Origin of the sequence: Variovorax sp. J22G73, assembly GCF_030317035.1 — a bacterium.
Taxonomy (GTDB): Bacteria; Pseudomonadota; Gammaproteobacteria; order Burkholderiales; family Burkholderiaceae_C; genus Variovorax.
In genome coordinates this window covers 248,354-268,276 of sequence record NZ_JASZYK010000001.1, presented here as the reverse complement: position 1 = coordinate 268,276, position 19,923 = coordinate 248,354, and the positions used below count along the sequence as shown (strand labels likewise).

Annotated in this window: 22 protein-coding genes; 4 read left to right on the top strand and 18 right to left on the bottom strand. The window is 64.2% G+C overall.

The window, feature by feature from the left end; all coding sequences use genetic code 11:
• Positions 1-101 precede the first annotated feature (101 nt).
• The 6 genes from QTI51_RS01205 to QTI51_RS01180 all read right to left on the bottom strand — a co-directional run bounded on the left by QTI51_RS01205 (position 102) and on the right by QTI51_RS01180 (position 6,681).
• The gene (locus tag QTI51_RS01205; protein WP_286513181.1) at positions 102-1,511 is read right to left on the bottom strand and encodes a lipopolysaccharide biosynthesis protein; all 1,410 of its coding nucleotides are present in this window, start codon (positions 1,509-1,511) and stop codon (positions 102-104) included.
• A complete protein-coding gene (locus QTI51_RS01200; protein WP_286513183.1) occupies positions 1,504-2,583 on the bottom strand; it encodes a DegT/DnrJ/EryC1/StrS family aminotransferase in 1,080 nt (359 codons plus the stop codon). Before QTI51_RS01200 ends, QTI51_RS01205 begins: the two co-directional genes overlap by 8 nt.
• Positions 2,580-3,170 (bottom strand): acyltransferase, encoded by a 591-nt coding sequence (locus tag QTI51_RS01195; protein ID WP_286513186.1) that lies wholly within the window; start codon positions 3,168-3,170, stop codon positions 2,580-2,582. The genes QTI51_RS01200 and QTI51_RS01195 overlap by 4 nt, the downstream gene beginning before the upstream one ends.
• Positions 3,171-3,187: 17 nt before the next feature.
• Complete coding sequence (locus QTI51_RS01190) at positions 3,188-4,135, bottom strand: Gfo/Idh/MocA family protein (protein ID WP_286513188.1); 948 nt, start codon at positions 4,133-4,135, stop codon at positions 3,188-3,190.
• A 24-nt stretch (positions 4,136-4,159) separates the two neighbouring features.
• Positions 4,160-5,461 carry a Vi polysaccharide biosynthesis UDP-N-acetylglucosamine C-6 dehydrogenase TviB gene (tviB, locus tag QTI51_RS01185; RefSeq protein WP_286513191.1) on the bottom strand — a complete coding sequence of 434 codons (1,302 nt, stop codon included), beginning with the start codon at positions 5,459-5,461 and terminating at the stop codon, positions 4,160-4,162.
• Between the two features lie 146 nt (positions 5,462-5,607).
• Positions 5,608-6,681 (bottom strand): polysaccharide biosynthesis/export family protein, encoded by a 1,074-nt coding sequence (locus QTI51_RS01180; RefSeq protein WP_286513751.1) that lies wholly within the window; start codon positions 6,679-6,681, stop codon positions 5,608-5,610.
• A gap of 616 nt (positions 6,682-7,297) precedes the next feature.
• Between QTI51_RS01180 and mscL the strand changes: the two genes are divergently transcribed.
• The gene (gene mscL / locus QTI51_RS01175; protein ID WP_286513193.1) at positions 7,298-7,732 is read left to right on the top strand and encodes a large conductance mechanosensitive channel protein MscL; all 435 of its coding nucleotides are present in this window, start codon (positions 7,298-7,300) and stop codon (positions 7,730-7,732) included.
• A gap of 45 nt (positions 7,733-7,777) precedes the next feature.
• Here mscL and pdxA read toward each other — a convergent pair whose 3' ends face one another.
• The 3 genes from pdxA to QTI51_RS01160 are packed head-to-tail and all read right to left on the bottom strand — an operon-like array spanning position 7,778 to position 11,014.
• Positions 7,778-8,818 (bottom strand): 4-hydroxythreonine-4-phosphate dehydrogenase PdxA, encoded by a 1,041-nt coding sequence (pdxA, locus tag QTI51_RS01170; RefSeq protein WP_286513196.1) that lies wholly within the window; start codon positions 8,816-8,818, stop codon positions 7,778-7,780.
• Positions 8,815-9,588, bottom strand: a complete 774-nt coding sequence (locus QTI51_RS01165) for a Nif3-like dinuclear metal center hexameric protein (RefSeq protein ID WP_286513199.1) — start codon at positions 9,586-9,588, stop codon at positions 8,815-8,817. Before QTI51_RS01165 ends, pdxA begins: the two co-directional genes overlap by 4 nt.
• A gap of 58 nt (positions 9,589-9,646) precedes the next feature.
• Positions 9,647-11,014, bottom strand: coding sequence for an MFS transporter (locus QTI51_RS01160; RefSeq protein WP_286513202.1), 1,368 nt, complete (start codon positions 11,012-11,014; stop codon positions 9,647-9,649).
• Between the two features lie 303 nt (positions 11,015-11,317).
• Here QTI51_RS01160 and QTI51_RS01155 point away from each other — a divergent pair, with 303 nt between their 5' ends.
• Positions 11,318-12,487 (top strand): trypsin-like peptidase domain-containing protein, encoded by a 1,170-nt coding sequence (locus QTI51_RS01155; protein WP_116912171.1) that lies wholly within the window; start codon positions 11,318-11,320, stop codon positions 12,485-12,487.
• 30 nt (positions 12,488-12,517) lie between these two features.
• Here QTI51_RS01155 and tatC read toward each other — a convergent pair whose 3' ends face one another.
• The 9 genes from tatC to QTI51_RS01110 all read right to left on the bottom strand — a co-directional run bounded on the left by tatC (position 12,518) and on the right by QTI51_RS01110 (position 17,495).
• The gene (gene tatC / locus QTI51_RS01150) at positions 12,518-13,336 is read right to left on the bottom strand and encodes a twin-arginine translocase subunit TatC (protein ID WP_286513207.1); all 819 of its coding nucleotides are present in this window, start codon (positions 13,334-13,336) and stop codon (positions 12,518-12,520) included.
• A gap of 66 nt (positions 13,337-13,402) precedes the next feature.
• Positions 13,403-13,876 carry a Sec-independent protein translocase protein TatB gene (tatB, locus tag QTI51_RS01145; RefSeq protein ID WP_116912173.1) on the bottom strand — a complete coding sequence of 158 codons (474 nt, stop codon included), beginning with the start codon at positions 13,874-13,876 and terminating at the stop codon, positions 13,403-13,405.
• Positions 13,877-13,889: 13 nt separating this feature from the next.
• Entirely contained in the window at positions 13,890-14,132 is a 243-nt protein-coding gene (tatA, locus tag QTI51_RS01140; RefSeq protein WP_116912174.1) for a Sec-independent protein translocase subunit TatA, read from the bottom strand.
• A gap of 65 nt (positions 14,133-14,197) precedes the next feature.
• Positions 14,198-14,557 carry a histidine triad nucleotide-binding protein gene (locus tag QTI51_RS01135; RefSeq protein ID WP_116912175.1) on the bottom strand — a complete coding sequence of 120 codons (360 nt, stop codon included), beginning with the start codon at positions 14,555-14,557 and terminating at the stop codon, positions 14,198-14,200.
• On the bottom strand, positions 14,547-14,936 hold the full coding sequence (locus QTI51_RS01130; protein WP_116912176.1) for a DUF4870 family protein: 390 nt from the start codon (positions 14,934-14,936) through the stop codon (positions 14,547-14,549). Before QTI51_RS01130 ends, QTI51_RS01135 begins: the two co-directional genes overlap by 11 nt.
• A gap of 13 nt (positions 14,937-14,949) precedes the next feature.
• A complete protein-coding gene (locus QTI51_RS01125; RefSeq protein ID WP_286513214.1) occupies positions 14,950-15,354 on the bottom strand; it encodes a phosphoribosyl-ATP diphosphatase in 405 nt (134 codons plus the stop codon).
• Complete coding sequence (hisI, locus tag QTI51_RS01120; RefSeq protein ID WP_013539725.1) at positions 15,351-15,740, bottom strand: phosphoribosyl-AMP cyclohydrolase; 390 nt, start codon at positions 15,738-15,740, stop codon at positions 15,351-15,353. The genes QTI51_RS01125 and hisI overlap by 4 nt, the downstream gene beginning before the upstream one ends.
• Positions 15,741-15,818: 78 nt before the next feature.
• Complete coding sequence (gene hisF / locus QTI51_RS01115; protein WP_116912178.1) at positions 15,819-16,604, bottom strand: imidazole glycerol phosphate synthase subunit HisF; 786 nt, start codon at positions 16,602-16,604, stop codon at positions 15,819-15,821.
• A gap of 57 nt (positions 16,605-16,661) precedes the next feature.
• Positions 16,662-17,495, bottom strand: a complete 834-nt coding sequence (locus QTI51_RS01110; protein ID WP_116912179.1) for a D-hexose-6-phosphate mutarotase — start codon at positions 17,493-17,495, stop codon at positions 16,662-16,664.
• A gap of 144 nt (positions 17,496-17,639) precedes the next feature.
• On the opposite strand from QTI51_RS01110, the gene QTI51_RS01105 reads away from it, so the two are divergent.
• Together QTI51_RS01105 and QTI51_RS01100 are read left to right on the top strand one after the other, a co-directional pair.
• The gene (locus tag QTI51_RS01105; RefSeq protein ID WP_286513223.1) at positions 17,640-18,947 is read left to right on the top strand and encodes a dicarboxylate/amino acid:cation symporter; all 1,308 of its coding nucleotides are present in this window, start codon (positions 17,640-17,642) and stop codon (positions 18,945-18,947) included.
• Positions 18,948-18,973: 26 nt separating this feature from the next.
• Positions 18,974-19,900 (top strand): amino acid ABC transporter substrate-binding protein, encoded by a 927-nt coding sequence (locus QTI51_RS01100; protein WP_503011470.1) that lies wholly within the window; start codon positions 18,974-18,976, stop codon positions 19,898-19,900.
• Positions 19,901-19,923 lie beyond the last annotated feature (23 nt).

The following is a 19,923-nucleotide window of genomic DNA, read 5'->3' as shown; positions in this document are numbered from 1 at the left end:
AAACTGTCCTGCGCGATTCCCGCTTTTTTTGAAATGCGCAAAATTTAGTATATTGAAAATACCAATCAGTTTTTCAAAAAATAATTGCAATAAACTTGCACTCATTTATTCAGCAACGCCGGCAAACACAGCGCCAGCAAGGCGCCAAAGGAAATCCATGCGCAAACGACAATAGCGCTCGACCTCAACTCGCTTAGAAATTCAGAAATCTCAAGTCTAGAAAGCTGCATCACGACATACAGATATATGAAATAGAAAACAAAACCAGAAATCGCATAAACTTCCACGATGCGCGCGGGCATCAACCATGCGGCGACTACAACGGCGCCTATCCGAAAAAAAAGTCCAAATATTTGAAGAATCAATGCCGCGCGCTGACTTCCGGTCACATGCAACGCCATCGAAACAGGGGATGCTAAAAACTGCATCACAAACCAGGGCGTCATCCATGCAACTAAATCACCAGCGCGCTGCCATTTTTCTCCAAATACTATTGGGAAAACAACTGGTGCTATTAGTCCGACAAAAACTAAAGGACCCACACCAGTTTTAGCCAAGCCGCTGATGACATGCGAAGTAAAGGCACCAAGGCGCCCGGCACGCATTTCCTCAGGTGCCCGTGACAAATACACTTGAGAAACCGCTCCCCCTATTAACCCCATGGGCGAGGCCATAGTACGAGTTGCCAGCATCAAATAACCAGCTTCAGGTCCGACCGCTAGCGCCGCAATCACTAGAATCGGCAGCTGGATCCCAGCGCTGTTTGCTAGTGCCTCTACGGTGGAGTACTTAGGGAAGCGATCGTACCGCCTGAGCATGCGACACATGGTGCCGCAATTGATACGGCGAAAAGCTGTATCGTGGAGCGCATCACGTCCGAGGCCAAACAGACCTGCGCCACTGCTTACAACTTGCCCCAGCAATAGCCCGAAAGGTGTAAAGCCCGCCCATCCCATACCGGCTTGCGTTCCGACGCCACCAATGGCTTGCGTCATACGAGTTTTGGCAATCGTGGAAAATCGCTTTTTACGTGTAGCCCAAAATTGGAGAGCTGTATAGGAGCTGGCCATCCATATCCCCAGTGGTAACAACCACAGGTATGGGAGAAGGGCCGGCTGTTTTAGAAGATCAACGATTTGCGTCGGAAACCACCATACGCATAGTCCAACCGTAGTTGCAACCATGCAACAGGCACACAGGGCCAGCACTAAAAGATTAGCGGCATCTTCGTCAAGCTCAGGCATTGGAATTGCGATCTCAAGCCGAAAACAGGCTGCCACCGAAAGAATCGCTAGAACTGACGAAAATACCGCGATCAAACTAAAATCCAAAGGTGTATATAGCCTTGAAAGCAATGGGAGTGCTAAGACCGTAATAGCCTGAGCGAGGGCCGTTCCACCTACCAACACACCAACCGAGCGCATAAATCCGTGGCGCTTGGCAGATCTAAATCTGGAGCGGGCCGCAAAAATAAATGATTTTATTTGCATCAGCCGGTCGAACTTATGCAAACGCGCGGACAACTTCTAAAGTGTGAGACAGTGTCATGTACGGATGCATTGGGAGGCTTAAAACCTCTCGGGCTGCCGCATTGCCGATAGGTAAACTGACCTGATCATCCGCTACTGCAGGCTGCTGATTCAAGGGAATTGGATAGTGAACAACCGTTGGAATTCCGGCAAGCCTCATCCTTGCCTGTAACGCATCTCGGTCGTCAACGCGCACGGTATATTGCGCCCAGACGCTTTGGTTATAAGACTCGATGATGGGAAATTTGGTAGTGCCAGCATTCTTCAGCACACGACGATAGTCGTCGGCAACACGCTGTCGGCTTGCGATTTCTTCATCGAAAATATCAAGCTTGGCTAACAAAACAGCCGCTTGCAAGGTATCCAATCTGCTATTCACCCCTACTCGAACATGGTGATACCGCCGATCCTGCCCATGCCGAGCAATCTGCCGCATCACCTTCGCCAATTCATCGTCATTGGTAAAGATCGCGCCACCGTCTCCGTAGCAACCCAACGGCTTGCTAGGAAAGAAGCTCGCACATGCGATGGTGCTGAGGTTGCAACTCTTGCGCCCCTTATAGGTAGCGCCAAAGCTTTGCGCCGCATCTTCGATTACCGGAATTCCGTGACGCGCGGCAATTGCGTTGATGGCGTCAAAATCCGCGCACTGCCCGTACAAGCTCACCGGAACGATCGCTTTGGTCCGCGGCGTGATGGCAGCTTCCAGCAGTGCCGGGTCAAGGTTGTAGGTGCGTGCGTCGATGTCCACATACACCGGCTTGGCGCCCAGCAACGCCACCGTCTCGGCAGTCGCGATGTACGTAAAACCAGGTGTGATCACTTCATCGCCCGGCCCGATGCCCAGCGCCATTTGCGCGATCTGCAATGCATCGGTGCCATTGGCCACGGTGATGCAATGCTTCGCACCTGTATAGGCGGCCAGCTTTTCTTCCAGTTCGGCCACTTCAGGACCAAGGATGTATTGACCGTGCGCCAGCACGCGCTGAATGGCCGCGTCGATCTGGTCCTTGATGCGCGCTTGCTGGGTCTTGAGGTCGATGAATTCGATCATTGCTTCTGGGCTTCCAACTTGGTCACGACATTGCCGTCGAGTACATAGCGCGCGCCGGTTTGTGCGCACACGGCTTCGGCCGTGCCTTGCAATGGCAAGGCGAGTTGCTCGCCGAACTCGCTCATCCAGCCGATCTGCCTGGCGGGCACGCCGACCATGAGCGCATAGGCCGGCACGTTCTTGTTGATCACGGCGCCGGCACCCACGAACGCGTATTCGCCCACGGTGTTGCCGCACACGATGGTGCAGTTGGCGCCCAACGTGGCGCCGCGCTTCACGAGCGTGCGGCGGTATTCGTCCTTGCGCGTGACGGCCGAGCGAGGGTTGTAGACGTTGGTGAAGACCATGCTCGGCCCGCAGAACACGTCGTCTTCCAGCGTTACCGCGTCGTACACGCTGACGTTGTTCTGGATCTTGACGTTGTTGCCGATCGTCACGTCGTTGCCGACGTAGACGTTCTGGCCCAGCGAGCAACCCTCGCCTATCGAAGCCTGGGCGCTGACGTGCACCCAATGCCAGATGCGCGTGCCATCGCCGATGCGGGCCCCGTCATCGATGATCGCAGTGGGGTGGGCTTTGTATGCCATGCCGAGCTCCCGGTGCTTCAGGCCAACTGGCGCACGAAGGGGTGCACTTCGCCTTGCTCACCCGTGACGGGCTTGGCGCTGCGAATGACGTTGACTGTCTCGATGCAATGGCGCGCATCTTCCAGCCCATAGCCTCGGCCCGCCAGGATCTCCTGGTAGCTCACGGTGTGCAGGTCGGTGAAGCCTTCGGAGAATTCGAGCTTCTCGCCACTGATGTCGATGTTGCGGAAGGTGGTCTTCTTGCCCTTCACGTCGGCCGGCAGGTCGTTGGCGTCGATGGACAAGAACCAGCGCACGCGCGCGCGTTCGTATTCCAGGTAGCCCGCCGCCTTGGCGGTGCCGCTGTAGTGCACCACGTTGCGCTGCAGCTTGCCGAAGATGAAGTGCAGCATGTCGTAGAAGTGCACGCCGATGTTGGTCGCCACGCCGAACGACTTGCGGTTGTCGCCCTTCCAGCTTTCCATGTACCACTTGCCGCGCGAGGTGATGTAGGTCAGCTCCACGTCGAACTTGGTGTCCGCGGGCGCGGCAGCCACCTTGTCCCGCAGCTTCAGGATGGCGTCGTGGTGGCGCAGTTGCAGGATGTTGAAGACGCGCTTGCCGGTTTCCTTTTCGACGCGCTCCAGCTCGTCGACCAGGTCCGGCGTGGGCACCAGGGGCTTCTCGCAGATCACGTCGCAGCCCAGGCGCAGGCCCGCGGCAATGTGGGGGTGGTGCAGGTAGTTGGGGCTGCAGATGGCCACGTAGTCCAAAGCTGTGGCGGGGTTGCGCTTGAGTTGCTGCGCATGCTCGTAGAAGCGCTCGAACTCGGTGAAGAACTCGCTCTGCGGCGAGATGCTGTCGATGATGCCGACCGAATCGTTGATGTCGTACGCCACGGCCAGGTGGTTGGCCGTGTCCTTGATGGCGCGCATGTGGCGCGGTGCGATGTAGCCGGCGGCGCCGATCAGTGCAAAGTTTTTCATGTCGAGAAAGAAACGGGAAATGGCTTACAGGCGGAACACGGAGAAGCCGCTGTCGCGGGCCTCTTTCGGGCTGAACAGGCTCTTGACGTCGACCAGCACGGGCTGCTCGCCACGGCACAGGGCGCGCAATTCGGCAATGGTCGCGGCTCGGTACTCGTTGTGGCCCACGGCAACGACGAGCGCGTCGACAGGGTGCTGCGCATCGACCCGGCCCAGCCGAATGCCGTACTCGTGCGCCACCTCTTCGGCTTCAGCCCAAGGGTCCACCACTTCCACGGATGCGCCCCATGCCTCGAACTCGCGCACCATGTCCACGATCTTGCTGTTGCGGATGTCGGGGCAGTTCTCCTTGAAGGTGATGCCCAGAATGCCGATGCGGCAACGCGGCACGTCCATGCCATTCTTCAGCATCAGCTTGATGGTGTTGCGCGCCACGTAGCGCGCCATGTTGTCGTTGATGCGCCGCCCAGCCAGGATCACCTGCGGGTGGTAGCCGACCTGCTCCGCCTTGTGCGTCAGGTAGTACGGGTCCACGCCAATGCAGTGCCCGCCCACCAGGCCTGGGCGGAAGGGCAGGAAGTTCCATTTGCTGCCGGCCGCCTCGAGCACGTCGAGCGTGTCGATGCCCAGGCGCTCGAAGATCACCGAGAGCTCGTTGACCAGTGCGATGTTCAGGTCGCGCTGCGTGTTCTCGATCACCTTGGCGGCCTCGGCCACCTTGATGCTCGCGGCCTTGTGCGTACCGGCAGTGATGATCTGGTTGTAGAGCGCATCGACCGTGTCGGCCACCTCGGGGGTGCTGCCGCTGGTGATCTTCTTGATCTTGGTGAGCGTGTTGACCTTGTCGCCCGGGTTGATGCGCTCCGGGCTGTACCCACAGAAGAAGTCGACGTTGAACTTCTTGCCGCTGAACTTTTCCAGCACGGGCACGCAGACTTCTTCGGTGGCGCCGGGGTACACGGTCGACTCGAAGATCACGATGGCGCCCTGGCGCATCACCTTGCCGACGGTTTCGCTGGCCTTCACCAGGGGCGTCAGGTCGGGGCGGTTGGCGTTGTCGATGGGCGTGGGCACGGTCACGATGAAGACGGCGCAGTCGCGCAGGTCATCGATGTGCGAGGTGAAGGCCAGCTGCGCGGCGGCCTTCAGTTCCTCCGGCGTGGTTTCCAGGGTGTGGTCGTGTCCGCCCTGCAGTTCGGCGATGCGCTTGGCGTTGATGTCGAAACCGACCACCGAGCGCTTCTTGCCGAACTCCACCGCAAGAGGAAGGCCCACGTAGCCCAGGCCGATGATTGCAATGGGTTGATCTGGATGGATGGCTTGCATGATGAGAACACTGGAAACAAAAACTTCCGACAGCGCCCTCTCGATGGAAGCCGTCGCCCTATCGCACCTGAACCGTCGCCTTCAAACGCCCCTCCACTTCTCGCGCCGCTTCATGCAAGGAATGGAAGGAATGGGCTGCGGGAGCTTCAGTTGGCGTGCCTGACGTAAATCTCGCTCGCGGCATTGGCCACCGTCGCCGACGGCAATATCAAGCTGACCACGCGGTTCCACTTCACGAGAGGCACGGGGTCGATGTAGACCACGTCCTGCGACTGCAGCCGGAACTGGCTCGCAATGGCCAAGGCCGCTGGGTTTCGCGCATTCAGGTTGAAGATGGCGGGCGCGCCTGTCGCGCCTTGGCGAATCACGTAGATCTGGCCGGCGTTGGCGGTGGAGTTCAAGGTGCCGCCGGCTTCGCCCAGCGCTTCGCTCAGGCTGAGGCGGCCGTTGCTGCGCATGGGCAGTGCCAGCGGGGCGACGACTTCGCCCATGAGGAAGACCTTGGCGTCTTCGCGATTCGCCACGCGCACGGTGTCGCCGTTTTTCAGCGGAATGCTGTTGCCGTCGTAGCCGGCCTCGCGCAGCCGGGTCATGTCGATGGCAATCGACTGGCCGTTGCGAATGAGCGTGATGGCCGAGCGGTTGCCCGCGGCGGTGATGCCGCCGGCCCGGTTGATGGCTTCGTTCAGCGTCATCGGCACGTCGGTGAAGATCTGCGAGCCGGGGGTGCGCACTTCGCCTTCGACATACGCGCGGCGGCTACGGAACGACTGGATGCGCACGGTGACCTGCGGGTCGCGAATGTGCGGCGTGAGCAGCTTGCCGATGAGGTCGGAAGCATCGCCTTCGCTCAGCCCACCGACACGCACGCGGCCGATGTACGGAAAGGCGACTTCGCCGTCGGCGTCGACGATGAAGCCGGGTGCCACCTGCACGCCCGTCGGGTCGGCGGCTTGCGAAATGACGGCGCCCGCATTGGGCAACAGCTCGGGGTGGTCATAGACGATGACGCCCACCACGTCGCCCGGCCCGATGGTGTAGCGATCGCCCTTGCCGAACAGGGCTTGCACCTCGGGCGGCACGCCCTTCGGCGCGGCCTGGGCCAGCGTGCGCACGAGCGCGAGCGAAATGGGGGTGACCTGGCCTTCGGGCGCCTCGTCGGGCAGGTAGCGGAACTGGGTCGCCAGCTCACCGCCGTCGTAGGGCTCCACGTTGCCCATACCGGGCACGATCGCGCAACCTTGAAGCACCGCGGCACAAGCGAGTGCCGAAGTCCACTTCAGGACGTTCGCATTTCTTCTCAATTCTGATCCCCAGGAAATTCGTTATTCATTAGCAAAAATTGCGCAGCCAACAAATGCCTCCTCGCATTTGTTGCGGCGCAATTCTTTTTCACACAATTGTGGTTACCGCGATGCCCGTCGTTTTTGTAAGAAAACCGTACTTTTCTCTTGTGCCAAAGAGACACTTGGCCTGCGTCTCGATGGGAGAAAAGCTGGTCCGAAGGGCACCGCCAGCGCTGAAACTCCCGGTGAAGACAACCCCGGTGCGAGGAAGCCGTCAGAAGTCAACTTTTGTAACTTGCCGGGGCGTGATCCTACCAGCGCACAAGCGTTTCTCTGAGGTAACGGTTGCTGTAGGTATCTCTCTGTAACCAAAACCACCGGAACTGGTTACGGAAATGGACAAAACCGGGCTGAATGTGTTGCAGGCGGCAATCGCGAGCGCAGTGGCCCGGACGCTTGGCTAGGGTGGCCGCCGCGCATTTCGCGCACGCGATCCGCAGGCATACTTGCCGCTCCTACAACCACCGGCGCTCAAGCAGCCGTTCGAATCATGAGCATCCTCAGTGAATTCAAGGAATTTGCCGTCAAGGGCAATGTGATCGACCTCGCGGTGGGCGTGATCATTGGCGCGGCGTTCGGCAAGATCGTCGACTCGCTCGTGGCCGACATCATCATGCCGGTGGTCGGCCTGGTGTTCGGCAGGCTCGACTTCTCGAACCTCTACGTGGTGCTGGGCACGGCGCCACCCGGCGTGGCGAACACGCTGGCCGACCTGAAGAAGGCCGGGGTGCCGGTGCTGGCGTATGGCAACTTCATCACCATCGCGGTCAACTTCGTGATCCTGGCTTTCATCATCTTCATGATGGTCAAGCAGATCAACCGCCTGAAGCGCAAGGACGAGCCGGCGCCCGCCGCCGCCCCCGCCACGCCGGAAGACGTGGTGCTGCTGCGCGAGATTCGCGACAGCCTGAAGCAGCGCGTCTGAGTCTGAGTTTCCGGGGCGCTCGTTCGGGCGCCCTCCAGCGACAGTTCAACCGCCCTTGAGCACCCGGGCCATGCGCAGCGCCTCCACGAGGCTGGACGCATCGGCCCGCCCCGTTCCCACGATGTCGAACGCGGTGCCATGGTCGGGGCTGGTGCGCACCAGCGGCAGCCCCAGCGTGACGTTCACGCCCTTTTCCACGCCCAGGTACTTGACCGGGATCAGCCCCTGGTCGTGGTACATGGCCACCACCACGTCGAACTCGCCGCTGGACGCCACGCCCTGCTTGGCGCGCGCGCGCATGAAGACGGTGTCGGGCGCGTAGGGCCCGCTGACGTCGATGCCCTCGGCGCGCGCGGCCTCGATGGCCGGCGCGATGATCTCGCGCTCTTCCAAACCGAAGAGGCCCCCCTCCCCCGCATGCGGGTTCAGCCCCGCCACGCCGATGCGCGGCACGCGGCCCAGCGCCTGGGTGAGCGCGCGGTGGGTGATGCGCAGGGTCTGGAGCACGCCCTCGAAGCGCACGGCCTCGATGGCGTGGCGCAGCGACATGTGGATGCTGACGAGCACGGTGCGCAGCTCGTCGTTGGCCAGCATCATGCGCACCGGCACGTCGGCCACGTCGCGGCCCAGGTGGGCGGCGGCCTCGGCCTGCAGCAGCTCGGTGTGGCCGGGGTACGGAAAGCCGGCGGCGGACAGCGCCTCCTTGTGCAGCGGCGCGGTGACGATGGCGCCGATCTCGCCGCGCAACGCCGCGCGCGCCGCCCACACCACGCACTCGCCCGCCACGCGGCCGGCCTCGGCGCTGACCTGGCCCAGCGCGATGTGCGACGGCGGCGCAATCACCTGCAGCACGGGAATGCAGCGCGCCGGCACGGTGGCGGCCTCGGCCGCCGAGCCGATCTGCAGCACCGGCCAGCCCGGTTGCCCCGGCGCGGCCAGCGCCTGCGAGGCCTGGCGCATGGTGGCGACATCGCCCGCGACGAAGGCGCCGCGCGTGGCATCGGGCGCGTCGCGGAAGGCCTTGGCGATGATCTCGGGGCCGATGCCCGCGGGGTCGCCCAATGTGATGGCAATGGCTTCGGTCATGCGGGGTTGTCGATGTCGATGAATTCGTGCACCAGCCCGAGCTGCGCCGCCACCTGCCCGGCCACGGCCTGCGCGCCGTAGCGCTCGGTGGCGTGATGCCCGCAAGCCAGGTAGGCCACGCCCATCTCGCGCGCGTAGTGGGCCTGCGGCTCGGAAATTTCGCCGGTGATGAAGGCGTCGGCGCCGGCGGCGATGGCGGCCTCGAAGTAGCCCTGCGCGCCGCCGGTGCACCAGGCGATGTTTCTCACGGGGCGACGCGCCGCGTCAACCAGCGTCACCGGCCTGCGGAGCACCGCTTCGGCGTGGCTGGCCAGCGCCTGCGCATCGGCAAAAGCCTCGCCGTTCGCCTGCGCGCCCAAAAAGCCCAGCTCCTGCTCGCCGAAGCGGCCGGCCGGGCCCGCGTGGGCGACGAGCCCCAGCTGCAGGCCGAGCTGTGCGTTGTTGCCGAGTTCAGGGTGCGCGTCCAGCGGCAGGTGGTAGGCGAACAGGTTCAGGTCGGCGCCGAGCAGCAGGCCCAGGCGCTGCTTCATCCAGCCGGTGACGCGGCCGTCCTGGCCGCGCCAGAACAGGCCGTGGTGAACGAAGAGGGCATCGGCCTCGGCGTGGATGGCGGCCTCGATCAGCGCGCGGCTGGCGGTCACGCCCGACACGATCTTGCGGACGGTGGCGCGGCCCTCGACCTGCAGGCCGTTGGGTCCGTAGTCCTTGAAGCGGCCGGGGGCCAGCAGCTGGTCGAATGCCTGGAGCAGTTCGTGGCGGGTGGTGGTCATGCCGACATTGTCGCGCTGGCCTTGCGCCTTGCCGCCTACCGCTGTACCGCTCTGCGCTTCAGGCCTTGGCCGCGCCGTCGCGCATCGCATGGCCGCGCGCGGCCAGCGGCAGGAAGGCCAGCACAAAGCCCAGTCCCGCCAGCACCGCCACGTAATGCGCGGGCGCCATGGGGTCGTGCTGCAGCCAGAGCGTGAGGATCACCGGGGTGAGCCCGCCGAACACCGCGTAAGACATGTTGTAGGCAAACGAAAGCCCCGAGAAGCGCACCGGCGCCGGAAACGCCCGCACCCCGGCAATCGGCACGGTGGCGATGGTGCCCACGAACAGGCCCACCAGCCCGTAGTGCCAGAACAGCGTGGCCGGCGTGCCGGGCAGCCCGCTGTAGAACATGTATGCCGTGGCAAAGAGTCCGCCCCAGCCGACCAGCATCACGGTGCGCGAGCCGACGCGGTCGCTGGCCCAGCCGGCCAGCATGCAGCCCAGCGTGAGGGTGAGCGTGGCCAGCGCGTTGGCCTCCAGCGCCAGCGCGGCCGGAATGTGGTGCACCTTCTGCAGGTAGGTGGGCGTGTACAGCACCACCACCACGATGGCAGCCGACAGCACCCAGGTCAGCAGCGCGACGTAAACGCACGCCAGGCGGTGCTCGCGCAGCACGGTGCGCAACGGCAGCTCGCGCGCCACCGTCTTGCGGCCGGCCAGCTCCTTGAACACCGGCGTCTCGTGCAGAAACCGGCGCAGGTACACCGACACCAGCCCGAACACGCCACCCAGCACGAAGGGAATGCGCCAGGCGAAGTCGCTCACCTGCTCGCTCGAGTAGTGGCGGTTGATGGCCACGGCAACCAGCGAGCCCAGCAGGATGCCGCCCGTGATGCCCGAGGTGAGCATGCCGATGCCGAAGCCGTAGCGCTTCTCGGGCACGTGCTCGCCCACGAACACCCACGCGCCGGGCATTTCGCCGCCGATGGCCGCGCCCTGCAGCACGCGCATGGCGAGCAGCAGCAGCGGCGCCGCGACGCCGATGCTGGCGTAGGTCGGCAGCAGGCCGATGACGAGCGTGGGCGCGGCCATCAGGAAGATCGACAGCGTGAACATGCGCTTGCGCCCGAGCACGTCGCCGAAGTGCGCGATGACGATGCCGCCCACCGGCCGCGCCAGGTAGCCGGCCGCGAAGATGCCGAAGGTCTGCAGCTGGCGCAGCCAGTCGGGCATGTCCACCGGGAAGAACAGCGCGCCCAGCACCGTGGCGAAGAACACGTAGATGACGAAGTCGTAGAACTCCAGCGTGCCGCCCAGGGCGGACAGGGCCAGGGTCTTGTAGTCGCTGGAGCCGAGGGTGCGAGGGGCGGACTGGATGGACTCGGTGGGCGGGAAGCGCGCCGGTGCCGGCTGCGCGCCGCCGGGGATGGTGGTCTTGGAAGTCATGGCTGGCAGGAAGGTCGTGGCCGCGCGCCAGCCCGCAGGACCGGGGTGAAAAACGGAGGAAGCGGAAGAACGGCGCGTGGGCGAAATGCCTGGCCGGGCACGCCGGGTGGGCGGCACGGGAGGCCTGGAAGGGCGGGCCGGATGGGACCGCCCCGGGATGCTACGGGTTAACCCTTGTTTACGCAGCCGGGCGAGGCCAATCTCGACCGTGCGGCGCGGTTTCTGGCGCGCGGGGTTGATAGACAATTGACAACATTGCTGCGCCGTCGTGCAGCCTTCCACCGTCTTTTTCACCAATCTTTCATGAAACGCACCTGGCTGCTCTTTGCCCAAGCCGTGACCGTCCTGCTGGCGGCCTATTTCGTCGTTGCGACGCTCAAGCCCGAATGGCTCAACAAGCGCTCGACGTCGCTGGGTGGCGTGGTGTCGATCGTGGAGGCGCCGGCCGGCACGCCCGCCACGTCCGCGCTGGGCACGCCCGGCAGTCTGAGCGTGCCGGCCAAGAAGGCCTCGCCCGCAGTGGTGAGCATCAACACCAGCAAGGCGGCGCAGCGCCATCCGCGCAGCAACGACCCGTGGTTTCGCTTCTTTTTCGGCGACCAGGACGACCAGCCCCAGGTGGGCCTGGGCAGCGGCGTGATCGTCAGCCCCGACGGCTACATCCTTACCAACAACCACGTGGTGGAAGGCGCCGACGAGATCGAGGTGACGCTCAACGACAGCCGCCATGCGCGCGGCAAGGTGATCGGCACCGACCCCGACACCGACCTGGCGGTGCTGAAGATCGAGCTCGACAAGCTGCCGGTGATCGTGCTGGGCGACTCCGACGCGCTGCAGGTGGGCGACCAGGTGCTGGCCATCGGCAACCCCTTCGGCGTGGGCCAGACGGTGACGAGCGGCATCGTCTCGGCACTGGGGCGCAACCAGCTGGGCATCAACAACTTCGAGAACTTCATCCAGACCGACGCGGCCATCAACCCCGGCAACTCGGGCGGCGCGCTGATCGACGTGAACGGCAACCTGCAGGGCATCAACACGGCCATCTACTCGCGCTCGGGCGGCAGCATGGGCATCGGGTTCGCCATTCCGGTGTCGATGGCCAAGATCGTGCTGGAAGGCATCGTCAAGGAAGGCCAGGTGCGCCGTGGCTGGATCGGCGTGGAGCCGAACGAGCTGTCGCCCGAACTGGCCGAGACCTTCGGCGTGAAGGCGGACGCGGGCGTGATCATCACCGGCGTGCTGCAGAACGGCCCCGCCGCCAAGGCCGGCATTCGCCCCGGCGACGTGATCACCTCGGTGGGCGAGAAGAAGACCGACAACGTTCAGGCCCTGCTGACCGCGGTGGCCGGCCTGAAGCCGGGCAGCACGGCGCGGTTCGCGCTGCAGCGCGGCAGCGACAAGATGGAACTGGACGTGATGCCGGGGCTGCGGCCGAAGAGCCCCGTGAGGCAGGTGCCCAACCAGCCTGAATAAGGGGCCGGTCAGGTCGGAAGGCTCAGGAAATCAGGACTGCGCGGAATCCGCGCTTTCCTCTTTCTCGTCTTCTTCAGGCTTGCGGCCGGAGCTGGCGAAGTACTTGGCACCGATGATGCCCACCTCGTACAGCAGGCACATGGGCACCGCCAGCGCCAGCTGCGACACCACGTCGGGCGGCGTGAGCACGGCGGCCACCACGAACGCGACCACGATGAAGTAGCCGCGAAAGGACTTCAGCTTCTCGATGGTGACCATCTCGAAGCGCACCAGCAGCATCACCACGATGGGCACCTGGAACGCCACGCCGAAGGCGATGTACAGCGACAGGATGGCCTCGACGTACGACGAGATGTCGGGTGTCGCCTGCACCGCCGCGGGCGCGAAGCGCTGGATGAAGCTGAACATCTTGTCCAGCACGAACAGCTGCACGAAGGCAATGCCGGCATAGGCCAGCAGGCTGCCGAAGAAGATCAGCGGCAGCGCGAACTTCTTTTCATGGCTGTACAGGCCGGGCGCCACGAACATCCACGCCTGGTACATGAGCCAGGGCAGCGCCAGCAGCACGGCCGCCATCATCAGCACCTTCAGCGGCACGAAGAACGGCGAGAACACGCCGATGGCAATGAGCTTGGCGTCGTGCGGCATGTGGGCCTTGATCGGCATCGCGATGATGTCGATCAGCCCGCCGGGGCCGGGCCAGATGGCCAGCAGGATGCCCGCGAGCACCAGGCCATACACGCAATACAGCAGGCGGTCGCGCAGCTCGACCAGGTGAGCCACGAACGGCTGTTCGGTGCCCGCAAGCTCGTCTTCTTTGTCGTTGTTCTTGTTGTCGGAATCGGCCATTGGAAAAGAAGATAGCGTGACGTCGGCCGGCGTGCGGCGCTCGGGGAACGCGGTGGTGGGAGTGCGCTAGGTGATCTTGTTGATCGTGTGGGGGCGGAAGCGGGCCACCCGCGCCGCACCCGACAGCGCCTTGGTGCGCACGCCGTTGCGCGCCTTGTACCACTGCGGCGTGGCGCCCTGCTTCAGGCGCCAGTTCTTGCGCGGATGCCTGTATTCGGGCGGCGGCGGCGCTTCGGGTTCGGCCAGGGCCGACAGCGTTTCGCCGGAGGTGCCGCTGAACTGCTTCTCGAAGTCGCTCGCGCCGGTGTGGATGCTGTGCTCGACGTCGCGCGCCGCATCTTCCACCGTGGTCTTCATCTTGCGGAGCTCGTCGAGCTCCATGGAGCGGTTGACTTCGGCCTTGACGTCGTTCACGTAGCGCTGCGCCTTGCCGAGCAAGGTGCCCACGGTGCGGGCCACGCGGGGCAGCTTTTCAGGGCCGATGACGATCAGCGCCACGACGCCGATCAGCGCCAGCTTCTCAATGCCGAGGTCGAGCACGTGCGGTCCGCGCTCAGGACTTCTGACGTGCTTCGACGTCGATGGTCGACTTGTCGTTGACCGGCTGGCCGGTCACTTGCTGGGCGGGGGCCGAGGTGCCGGCGGGCGCGTCGGCGCTGCCGTCCTTCATGCCGTCCTTGAAGCCCTTGACGGCGCCACCGAGATCAGAACCCATGTTCCGCAGCTTCTTGGTGCCGAAGATCATGACCACGACGAGCAGCACGATCAGCCAGTGCCAGATGGAAAAAGAACCCATGGAGAACTCCTAAGAATGTGTCCGATTTTAGTCGGGACGAATGTGACAGTTTGGCTTAACCCTGCTCAGCCGCGAAGCCATGGCCGGGGACCGCCCATGACATGGACATGGAGATGGTGAACCTCCTGCCCGCCCTCGTTGCCGGTGTTGACGACGACCCGGAAGCCGCCCTCCGGGTAGGGCCTGCAGCCCTGCTCCAGCGCCAGCTTGGGCGCCAGCGTCATGATCTTGCCCATGAGCGCGGCGTCGTCGGGCGTGAGCTGCGCCATGGACGGGATGTGCTTCTTTGGCACCACCATGAAATGCACCGGCGCCCAGGGCGCGATGTCGTGAAATGCAAACAGGTCTTCGTCTTCGTAGACCTTGCGCGAGGGGATCTTGCCTTCGACGATCTTGCAGAAGACGCAGTTCGGGTCAGATGACATCTTTGGGTTCCATGGGGCGGCCGTCGTTCATGCGGATCATGCCTTTCACGATCCGGTACAGGAACCACAGCGAAATCAGGCTCCAGGCGATCCAGCCCGGAATGAAGAAGAGCAGCCAGAGCCACGACGTAACGATGTACAGCAGCCCGGCCCAGAGCACCGAGCGGATGCGCCAGCTGAAGTGCGAGGCCTGCCACGTACCGGCCGCGTCGTCGCGCTTGACGAAGTCGATCACCAGCGCGATCAGCAGGAGCAGCACCGAGGCCTGCGCCCCCGGCACGACCGCGCCGATGGCCACGATCAGGTGCAGCACGTAGCTGACCCAGCCCCAGGTCTTCAGGGAGTCGTCGGGTTCCACGTTCACGATGTCGTTGGCCATGGTCGGTGTCCTTTCAATCGTTGGAAGATCCAGCCTCGCCCGCTTCGCGCGCCTGCACCTTGCGCAGCGCCTTTTCCTCGATGCCGCTGGTGCCCTCGCGGCGCTCGAGCTCCGCGGTGACGTCGGCGGGCGAAAAACCGTAGTGCGCCAGCGCCACCATGGTGTGGAACCACAGGTCGGCCACTTCGTTCACTATTTTCGAGCGGTCGCCGCCGTGGTCGGCGTCCTTGGCGGCCATGACGACCTCGGTGGCTTCCTCGCCGATCTTCTTGAGGAAGGCGTCGGGGCCCTTGTGCAGCAGGCGCGCCACGTAGCTCTTGTCGGGGTCGCCGCCGCGCGCGGGCAGGCGGCTTTCGATCACCGCGGCCAGGCGGGCCAGGGCGTCGGTGGTGTTGCCGGGGTTCACTGGGGCGGTCATTTGTAGATCGACTCCGGGTCTTTCAGGACGGGTTCGACCACCGTCCACTGGCCCTTTTCGTACTTGCTGAAGAAGCAGCTGTGGCGCCCGGTGTGGCAGGCAATGCCGGGCTCGTGACCCAGCTGCGTGACCTTGAGCAGCACCACGTCGTTGTCGCAGTCGAGGCGGATCTCGTGCACGGTCTGCACGTGGCCCGACTCCTCGCCCTTGAACCACAGCTTGTTGCGCGAGCGGCTGAAATACACCGCCCGGCCGAGCTCGGCGGTCTTTTCGAGCGCCTCGCGGTTCATCCAGGCAAACATGAGCACGTCGTTGCTGCCCTGCTCTTGCGCGATGACCGGCACCAGGCCGTTCGCGTCCCACTTCACTTCATCGAGCCAATTCATCGCGCTATTGTCGGGGATAGAAAAAGACCCTTGAGAGGCGTTCGAGCGCCGTCCAAGGGGGAGATCAGGAGGCCACTCTCAGCGGTCGATGCGCACAGGAATGCCCCGCGCGGCCATGCGGGCCTTGGCCTCGCCGACCGTGTGCTCGCCGTAGTGGAAGATGCTGGCCGCCAGCACCGCGTCGGCGCCGCCGGTCTGGATGCCGTCGGCCAGGTCGTCCAGGCTGCCGACGCCGCCCGATGCGATGACCGGCACGTTGACGGCGTTGCTCACCGCGCGGGTCAGCTCCAGGTCGAAGCCGCTCTTGGTGCCGTCGCGGTCCATGCTGGTCAGCAGGATTTCGCCGGCGCCGCGGCGCGCCATCTCGGTCGCCCACTCGACCACGTCCAGGCCGGTGTTCTTGCGCCCGCCGTGGCTGTACACGTCCCAGCCGGCGCCGCGCGTGGCGGCTTCTTCGGGGCTGCGGCGCTTGGCATCGATGGCGACCACGATGCACTGCGAGCCGTACTTCTGCGAGGCGTCGCTGATCACCTGCGGGTCGGCGATGGCGGCGGAGTTGAAGCTGGTCTTGTCGGCGCCCGCGTTGAGCAGCCGGCGCACGTCGGCCACGGTGCGCACGCCGCCGCCCACGGTCAACGGAATGAAGACCTGCGACGCCACGGCCTCGATGATCGGCAGGATCAGGTCGCGCCCGTCGCTGGTGGCGGTGATGTCGAGAAAGGTCAGCTCGTCGGCGCCCTGCGCGTTGTAGCGCGCGGCAATCTCGACCGGATCGCCCGCGTCGCGCAGTTCGAGAAAGTTGACGCCCTTGACGACGCGGCCGCCGGTGACGTCGAGGCAGGGAATGATGCGTTTGGCAAGCATGGGGAGAACCAGGGAAGGAATCAGGAAGGGATCTGGAGCAAATCGGGGGAAGGAATGTCAGAGCACGCGCAGCTGCTGCCAGCCCTGCCACTCGGCGCCGGGCGCCAGCAGCACGGGCTCGTCGATGCGGGCCGCCTCCACGCACAGCATGTGGCGAAAACCGTCGGCCGGCATGTCGGCGAGTTTCGCACCGAGCACCGCGCCCGGGTTCCACACCACGGTTTCGCTGCAGCTGGCGCTCTGCGAGATTTCGAGCTTGCCGCCCGGCTGCACCAGCCGCAGCGGCTCGGCGGGGGCGGTGTACACGCTGTCGAACTCCGCATCGAAATGCAACGCCGCCGCGGTTTCCACATGGCGGTCGTCGCGCAGCGAATCCCAGCGGTTGGCACCCTGGAGGCCTTCGAGCCGCACATTGGAGATGTTGTCCACGCGCAGGTAGGTGTGCAGCGCGGCGGCAAAGGTCCAGGGGGCGCTGTCGAGGTTGCGCAGCGTGAGCGCGATGCGCAACTGGCCACGTGACAGCGTGGCCTCGAGCCGCGCCTCAAAAGCGTGCGGCCACAGCTTGCGGGTGGCGTCGCCGTCGCGCAGCGTGAGCCGAAGCGTTTCGGGCGTGTCCGAGGGCGTGTGCACCCAAGGCAAATTGCGCATGAAGCCATGCTTGGGCAACATGCCTCGCTGGTTGAATTGGGGGCAGCAAACGGGCACGCCGCCGCGGATGGCCGTGTGGCCGTCGAACACCGCCGAAGGGCTCAGGTAAAGCCTTTCCAGCCCGTCGGCCGCTGTCCAGGAGAGCACTTGCGCACCGTGCAAGGCCACCGTCAGGGTGCTGCCATCGGCGCCTGTGGCGCGCAGCGCGGGCTGGCCGCGAAACTCGATCGGGGTGATTTCCATGGCGAGAATTGTAGGCAGCGCCCGCGGCGTGGCACGGAATTGGCATCGGGGCCATTGCGTGCCCGGGGCCTTCTTGGATACCCTGTGACCGCTTCGGTCCCGTGCACTCCAAAAATCACTCTCACACGACACAAGGGGATACGCATGAAAAAAAAGCTGCCGATGGCCGCCTGGATCCTGATCGCCATGGTGCTCGGCATCATCGTGGGCTACATGATCTTCTCCAGCTTTCCGGACAAGAAGGCCGCCAAGGAGATCGCCGACTACGTCTCCATCGTGTCCGACGTGTTCCTGCGCCTGATCAAGATGCTGATCGGCCCGCTGGTGTTCTCCACGCTGGTGGTGGGCATCGCGCACATGGGCGACGCCAAGTCGGTGGGCCGCGTGTTCGGCAAGGCCATCGGCTGGTTCCTGACGGCCTCGCTGATCTCGCTGGTCATCGGGCTCATCATGGCCAACCTGCTCAAGCCCGGCGAGAACCTGGGCCTGCCGCTGCCCGACATCGGCGCCTCGGCCAACCTCGCCACCTCCAAGTTCACGCTGAAGGACTTCGTCAGCCACACGGTGCCCAAGTCGTTCGTGGAGGCCATGGCCAACAACGAGATCCTGCAGATCGTGGTGTTCTCGATGTTCTTCGGCGTGGCGCTGGCCTCGCTGGGCGACAAGGCCAAGACGCTGGTGGCGGCCATCGAGGAGCTGTCGCACGCCATGCTGAAGATCACCGGCTACGTGATGAAGCTCGCGCCGCTGGCCGTGCTGGCCGCCATGGCTGCCACCGTGGCCGTGAACGGCCTGGGCATCCTTCTGAAGTTCGCGGTGTTCATGGGCGACTTCTACCTCGGCCTGTTCGTGCTGTGGAGCGTGCTGGTGCTGGCGGGCTTCCTGTTCCTGGGGCCGCGCGTATTCAAGCTGCTGGTGCTCATCAAGGAAGCCTTCCTGCTGTCCTTTGCCACCGCCAGTTCGGAGGCCGCGTACCCGAAGATCCTGCAGGCGCTCGACCGGTTCGGCGTGAAGCGCAAGATCTCCAGCTTCGTGATGCCCATGGGCTACTCGTTCAACCTGGACGGCTCGATGATGTACTGCACCTTCGCCGTGCTGTTCATCGCGCAGGCCTACAACATCCACATGCCGATCAGCACGCAAGTCACGATGCTGCTCATCCTGATGCTCACCTCCAAGGGCATGGCCGGCGTGCCGCGCGCCTCGCTGGTGGTGATTGCCGCCACGCTGAACCACTTCGACATTCCCGAGGCGGGCCTGCTGCTGATTTTGGGCGTGGACACCTTCCTCGACATGGGCCGCTCGGCCACCAACGCGGTGGGCAATTCGATTGCGACCGCTGTGGTTGCCAAGTGGGAGGGCGAGCTGCTCTCCGAGAGCGACGCCGAGGTCAACGCCCGGGCCATCGACGAGGAGGCCAACGCCACCCTCGCCCACCCGGCGCACGCGTGAGGCGAAACGCCATGAAGCGCATCGGCATGCTCGCCCCAGCCTCTGCCTTGGCTTCCGCATCCGCCGGCGCCGCGTGGCTGGCGGCCGCGGTGCTCACCGGGCTGGCGGCGCTGGCGCTTCCCGTGCAGGCGCAGGAACTCACCGGCACGCTGGCCAAGGCGCGTTCCACGGGCGCCATCACCATCGGCTACCGCGAGTCGTCGGTCCCGTTCTCGTACCTCAATGCGCGCAAGGAGCCCATCGGCTATTCGATCGAGCTGTGCCGCTCGCTGGTGAGCTCCATCGAGGACGCGGTGAACAAGAGCCTCGCCATCAAGTGGGTGCCGGTTACCTCCGACTCGCGCATCGACGCGGTCGTGAGCGGCAAGGTCGACCTCGAATGCGGCTCCACCACCAGCAACCTCGAGCGGCAGAAGCGCGTGAGCTTCTCGCCCACCATGTTCGTCTCGGGCACCAAGGTGCTGGTGAAGAAGGGCTCGCCCATCAAGTCCTTCCGCGACCTGGCCGGCAAGAAGGTGGCCGTTACCGCCGGCACCACCAACGAGAAGACGCTGCGCGAGCTGTCGGACAAATTCAAGCTGGGCATCAACCTGCTGGTAACGCCCGACCACGCGGAATCGTTCGGCCTTGTGAAGAGCGGCCAGGCCGACGCCTTCGCCACCGACGACGTGCTGCTCTACGGCCTGATCGCGCAGGACGCCGCCAAGGCGAACTACGAGGTGGTCGGCGACTTTCTCTCCTACGACCCCTACGGCATCATGTACCGCAAGGACGACCCGCAGCTCAACAAGCTGATCGTCGATGCGTTCCAGGTGCTGGCGGAAGACGGCGAGATCGAGCGGCAGTACAAGCGCTGGTTCCTGCGCAAGCTGCCCACCGGCGAGAGCATCAACCTGCCGATGAGCGCGCAACTGGAAACGATCATCCAGACGATGTCGGTGAAGGCCGAGTAGCGTTCGAGCGCGCGCGGCGGCGC

Excerpts from the sequence above, each read along its gene's own strand:
- tviB (WP_286513191.1), bottom strand. The coding sequence starts at position 5,461 with ATGCAAGCCATCCATCCAGATCAACCCATTGCAATCATCGGCCTGGGC.
- QTI51_RS01180 (WP_286513751.1), bottom strand. The coding sequence starts at position 6,681 with ATGGGCAACGTGGAGCCCTACGACGGCGGTGAGCTGGCGACCCAGTTC.
- mscL (WP_286513193.1), top strand. The coding sequence starts at position 7,298 with ATGAGCATCCTCAGTGAATTCAAGGAATTTGCCGTCAAGGGCAATGTG.
- QTI51_RS01135 (WP_116912175.1), bottom strand. The coding sequence starts at position 14,557 with ATGTCATCTGACCCGAACTGCGTCTTCTGCAAGATCGTCGAAGGCAAG.
- pdxA (WP_286513196.1), bottom strand. The coding sequence starts at position 8,818 with ATGACCGAAGCCATTGCCATCACATTGGGCGACCCCGCGGGCATCGGC.
- QTI51_RS01130 (WP_116912176.1), bottom strand. The coding sequence starts at position 14,936 with ATGGCCAACGACATCGTGAACGTGGAACCCGACGACTCCCTGAAGACC.
- QTI51_RS01165 (WP_286513199.1), bottom strand. The coding sequence starts at position 9,588 with ATGACCACCACCCGCCACGAACTGCTCCAGGCATTCGACCAGCTGCTG.
- QTI51_RS01195 (WP_286513186.1), bottom strand. The coding sequence starts at position 3,170 with ATGGCATACAAAGCCCACCCCACTGCGATCATCGATGACGGGGCCCGC.
- tatA (WP_116912174.1), bottom strand. The coding sequence starts at position 14,132 with ATGGGTTCTTTTTCCATCTGGCACTGGCTGATCGTGCTGCTCGTCGTG.
- QTI51_RS01190 (WP_286513188.1), bottom strand. The coding sequence starts at position 4,135 with ATGAAAAACTTTGCACTGATCGGCGCCGCCGGCTACATCGCACCGCGC.
- QTI51_RS01100 (WP_503011470.1), top strand. The coding sequence starts at position 18,974 with ATGCTCGCCCCAGCCTCTGCCTTGGCTTCCGCATCCGCCGGCGCCGCG.
- QTI51_RS01200 (WP_286513183.1), bottom strand. The coding sequence starts at position 2,583 with ATGATCGAATTCATCGACCTCAAGACCCAGCAAGCGCGCATCAAGGAC.
- QTI51_RS01160 (WP_286513202.1), bottom strand. The coding sequence starts at position 11,014 with ATGACTTCCAAGACCACCATCCCCGGCGGCGCGCAGCCGGCACCGGCG.
- QTI51_RS01155 (WP_116912171.1), top strand. The coding sequence starts at position 11,318 with ATGAAACGCACCTGGCTGCTCTTTGCCCAAGCCGTGACCGTCCTGCTG.
- QTI51_RS01105 (WP_286513223.1), top strand. The coding sequence starts at position 17,640 with ATGAAAAAAAAGCTGCCGATGGCCGCCTGGATCCTGATCGCCATGGTG.
- tatC (WP_286513207.1), bottom strand. The coding sequence starts at position 13,336 with ATGGCCGATTCCGACAACAAGAACAACGACAAAGAAGACGAGCTTGCG.
- hisI (WP_013539725.1), bottom strand. The coding sequence starts at position 15,740 with ATGAATTGGCTCGATGAAGTGAAGTGGGACGCGAACGGCCTGGTGCCG.
- hisF (WP_116912178.1), bottom strand. The coding sequence starts at position 16,604 with ATGCTTGCCAAACGCATCATTCCCTGCCTCGACGTCACCGGCGGCCGC.
- QTI51_RS01110 (WP_116912179.1), bottom strand. The coding sequence starts at position 17,495 with ATGGAAATCACCCCGATCGAGTTTCGCGGCCAGCCCGCGCTGCGCGCC.
- QTI51_RS01125 (WP_286513214.1), bottom strand. The coding sequence starts at position 15,354 with ATGACCGCCCCAGTGAACCCCGGCAACACCACCGACGCCCTGGCCCGC.